The sequence below is a fragment of the Streptomyces sp. NPDC001568 genome (assembly GCF_042893755.1).
Classification (GTDB): domain Bacteria; phylum Actinomycetota; class Actinomycetes; order Streptomycetales; family Streptomycetaceae; genus Streptomyces.
Genome location: NZ_JBIAVF010000050.1, coordinates 1 through 4788 on the forward strand (window position 1 = coordinate 1; position 4788 = coordinate 4788).

At 73.0% G+C, this 4788-nt stretch carries 1 protein-coding gene; it reads right to left on the minus strand.

Going from position 1 to position 4788, the window contains the following annotated elements; genetic code table 11:
• Positions 1 to 4788 (minus strand): type I polyketide synthase (locus ACFY0I_RS39850; protein WP_388904724.1); only part of this gene is annotated, 4788 nt, incomplete at both ends.

Below are 4788 nucleotides of genomic sequence, written 5' to 3' on the forward strand. Positions count from 1 at the left end.
TCAGCTCGTCGATCAGGTCGCAGCCGACCCGTTCACCGGCCTGGAGAGCGAACTCCACGAAGGCCGTGCCGGGCAGCAGTACCGAGCCCATGACCATGTGGTCGGCGAGCCACGGGTGGGCGGCGAGCGACAGCCGTCCGGTGAGCAGTAGCCCATCGGCGTCGGCCAGGTTCACCGAGGCGCCCAGCAGCGGGTGGTCCGCCGGGCGGAGACCGGCGGCGGCCGCGTCGGCGAAGGACCCGACGGGGACGTCGATCCAGTACCGCTCGTGCTGGAAGGCGTACGTCGGCAGGTCGACGCTCCGGGCGCCGGTGCCCGCGAAATAGGCCTCCCAGTCGACGCGGACACCCCGTGCGTGGGCCTGTGCGAGGGCTCGGGTCAGGGTCGCCCCTTCGGGGCGGCCCTTGCGGAGGGCCGGGGCGAAGGCGTCGGAGTCGGCGCCCTCCGTCAGGCAGCCGTGCGCCATGGCGGACAGGACACCGTCCGGGCCGATCTCCACGTACGTCGTCACGCCCCCGGCTTCCAGGGTGCGGACGCCGTCCAGGAACCGGACGGCCTCACGGACGTGCCGCACCCAGAACTCCGCCGAAGCCATGTCGTCCGTGACCAGGGCGCCGGTCAGGTTGGAGACGAGCGGAATGCGCGGAGCGGAGTACGTCAGCCCCTCGACCACCTGGCGGAAGGCGTCGAGCATGCCGTCCATGTGCGGGGAGTGGAAGGCATGGCTGACGGTGAGGCGCTTGGTCTTGCGGTCGGTGAACGACGCGGTGATGGCCACCGCCGCGTCCTCGTCACCGGCGATGACGACGGACTTCGGTCCGTTGACGGCCGCAATGCTCACACCGTCCGTCAGCAACGGCAGGATCTCCGCCTCGGACGCCTGGACGGCGATCATCACACCGCCGGTCGGGAGCGCCTGCATGAGGCGGCCGCGGGCCGCGATCAGCGTGCAGGCGTCCTCCAGCGAGAACACTCCGGCGACGTGTGCGGCGGCGATCTCACCCACGGAGTGACCGGACAGGAAGTCCGGCCGCACGCCCCAGGATTCGAGGAGCCGGAACAGCGCCACCTCCACCGCGAACAGCGCCGGCTGGGCGTACTCGGTGCGGTGGAGCAGCTCGACATCGTCCCCGAACAGGACCTCCTTCAGCGGGACGTCAAGGCCGAGACGCTCCCCGACCGCATCGAGAGCGGCGGCGAACACCGGTTGGGCGTCGTACAGTTCGCGCCCCATGCCGAGGCGCTGGCTGCCCTGCCCGGTGAACAGGAAGGCCAGCTTTCCGGAGCCGGCCGCACCCACGGTGCCGGTCTTGGCCCCGGTCGGGACCGGGTGGCCGTCCTCCAGGGCGGTCAGGCTCCGCAGCAGCTTCTCGCGGTCCCCGGCGACGACGACGGCGCGATGGTCGAACGCGGCTCGCAGGCGGGCCAGCGAGTAGGCGACGTCCACGGCTGCGAGCTCGGGCTCGTCCGTCAGGTGGGCCCGCAGGCGGGCGGCCTGGTCGCGCAGCGCGTCCGGCGACTTCGCGGAGAGCACGTACGGCAGTACGGAGGGAGTCGCGGTCGTCGGGGCGGCGGGCGCGGGGGTTTCCTCGTCCGGGGCCTGCTCGATGATGGTGTGCGCGTTGGTGCCGCTGATGCCGAACGAGGAGACGGCGGCACGGCGCGGCCGGCCGGTCTCCGGCCAGGCCACCGACTCCGTGAGCAGGGAGACGGCGCCGGCGGACCATTCGACGTGCGGGGACGGCTCGTCCACGTGCAACGTCATGGGGACGGTGCCGTGCCGCATCGCCTGGACCATCTTGATGATGCCCGCGACGCCGGCGGCGGCCTGCGTGTGGCCCATGTTGGACTTGATGGAGCCGAGGAGCAGCGGCTGATCCCCGGCGCGCTCCTGGCCGTACGTGGCCAGCAGCGCCTGGGCTTCGATCGGGTCGCCGAGGGTCGTGCCGGTGCCGTGCGCCTCGACGACGTCGACCTCGGCGGCGGTCAGCCCCGCGTTGGCCAGGGCCTGCCGGATGACGCGCTGCTGGGACGGCCCGTTGGGGGCGGTGAGGCCGTTGGAGGCACCGTCCTGGTTGATCGCCGACCCACGGACCACGGCGAGCACCGGGTGGCCGTTGCGGCGGGCGTCCGAGAGCCGCTCGACGAGCAGCATGCCGACGCCCTCGCCCCACGCCGTGCCGTCGGCCGCCGCCGCGAACGGCTTGCAGCGGCCGTCCGTCGCGAGCCCGCGCTGCCGGCTGAAGGCGATGAACGTCCCCGGGGTGGCCATCACCGTCACGCCGCCGGCGAGCGCGAGGTCGCACTCGCCGCTGCGGAGCGCCTGAGCTGCGAGGTGGAGGGTCACGAGGGAGGAGGAGCAGGCGGTGTCGACGGTGACGGCGGGACCTTCGAGGCCGAAGGTGTACGAGACGCGGCCCGAGGCGACGCTGCCCGAGCTGGAGGTCCCCATGTAGCCCTCCAGGCCCTCCGGGGCCCGGTGGAGAAGGGTGCCGTAGTCGTTGTACATCACACCGGCGAACACACCGGTTCGACTGCCGCGCATCGACGCCGGGTCGATGCCGGCCCGCTCGAACGCCTCCCACGAGGTTTCCAGCAGCAGCCGCTGCTGCGGGTCCGTGGCGAGGGCCTCACGCGGCGAGATCCCGAAGAACGTCGGGTCGAAGTGGTGCGCGTCGTGCAGGAAACCACCGGCGGTGCTGTAGCTGGTGCCCTGCCGGTCCGGGTCGGGGTCGAAGAGGCCCTCGATGTCCCAACCCCGGTCGGTGGGCATGTCGGAGATGGCGTCGCGGCCTTCGCGGACGAGCCGCCAGAGGTCCTCGGGCGACCGGACGTCGCCGGGGAAGCGGCAGGCCATGGCGACGATCGCGATCGGCTCGTCGTCGTGCGCGGAGGCCGTGAGCGGGGCGGCAGTCGCCTCCTGGCTGCCGAGGAGCTCGGCGTGCAGGTACTCCGCCAGGACGGTGGGCGTCGGGTAGTCGAAGACCAGCGTGGCGGGCAGGCGTACGCCGGTTGCAGCGCCGAGGCGGTTGCGGAGTTCGACGGCGGTCAGCGAGTCGAAGCCGACCTCGTTGAACGACCGCGCCGGGTCGACCGCTTCGGGCCCGGCGAACCCGAGCACGGCAGCCACCTGGCCACGGACCAGCCCCAGTACGGCGGCCGGCTGCTGGTCCTGCGGCAGCGCGGCCACCTGCCGGGCGAACGCACCACCGGCACCCCGCGCGGCCCGGCGCGAGGGTGTGCGGACGAGACCGGAGAGCAGCGGCGGCAGCATCCCGGTGCCCGCCTGGACACGGAGCGCGGCCAGGTCCAACTTGACCGGCACCAGCAGCGACTGCCCGGTGGCCGACGCGGCGTCGAACAGAGCCACCCCCTCGGCGGCGGACAGCGCGCCCACCCCACCCCGACCGAGCCGGGAGACGTCGTCCGAGTCCAGGGCGGCGCCCATGCCACCGACCTCGGCCCACAGGCCCCAGGCGAGCGAAGTGGCCGCCAGGCCCTGGGCCCGGCGCTCGGCTGCGAGGGCGTCCAGGAAGGTGTTGGCCGCCGCATAGTTGGCCTGTCCCGCACCACCGAACACACCGGCCGCGGACGAGAACACGACGAATGCGGACAGGTCCAGACCGGACGTGAGCTCGTGCAGGTTCCACACCGCGTCGACCTTCGGGCGGAGTACCGCCGACAGCCGCTCGGCCGTCAGGGACCCGATGACGCCGTCGTCCAGGACACCGGCCGTGTGGACGACGGCCGACAGCGGATGCTCCGCCGGGATCCCGTCCAGCACGGCCGCCAGAGCGGCACGATCGGCGACGTCGCAGGCGGCCCACGACACCTCGGCGCCCAAGGCGGCCAGCTCCGCCGACAGTTCGGACGCACCGTCGGCCGCCTCACCCCGACGACTCACCAACAGCAGGTTCCGAACACCGTGCTCGGACACCAGGTGACGGGCGAACAACCCGCCCAGCGAACCACTCGCACCCGTCACCAGCACCGTGCCGTCGACTGCGCCCCACTCCGGAGCGGGAGCGTCGGCGGCAACCACCGCACGCGCCAGCCTCGGGACCAGCAGACCTCCCTCACGCACCGCCACCTCGGGCTCACCCGAGCCCAGGGCCCCGGCGAGAGCCGCCCGCACGTCACTGTCGACGTCCCCGTCGACGTCGATCAGCACGATGCGGCCGGGGTTCTCCGATTGCGCCGAACGCACCAGACCCCGTACGGCGGCACGCGCCGGATCCGGGACGCCCTCGCCGGGCGCGGCGGCCACCGCGCCCCGGGTGAGGAACGCCAGACGTGAGTCCGCGAACCGGTCGTCGCCGAGCCATTCCTTGAGCAGGGCGAGGACCCGCCCTGTCTCGGCATGTGCCGCGTCGGTCACGTTCCCGTCGACCGGCTCCAGGCACGGCACGACCAGTACGGCCGGAATCTCGCCGCCTTCGGCCACGGCCACACCGAGCCCGGCGAGGTCCGCGAACACCTGTGTGCCGTCGCCCAGCATCAGCCAGTCATCGACGGAGCCCGCCGGCGCGGTCGTCTGCGCCCACTCCACGCGGAACAGCGAGTCGCCGTGGCCGTGGGCCGGCCGGCCGAGTTGCTCGGGCGAGAAGGCGCGGAGGGCGAGACTGTGCACGGTCGCGACGGGAGCGCCGTCGATGTCGGCGAAGTCAAGCCGTACGGACTGCGGTCCGGCCTTGGAGAGTCGAACCCGGAGGGTGTCCGCTCCGCCGGCGTGGACGGAGACTCCGGACCAGGAGAACGGAAGCCTCGCCCGGCCGGTGTCCTCCACGA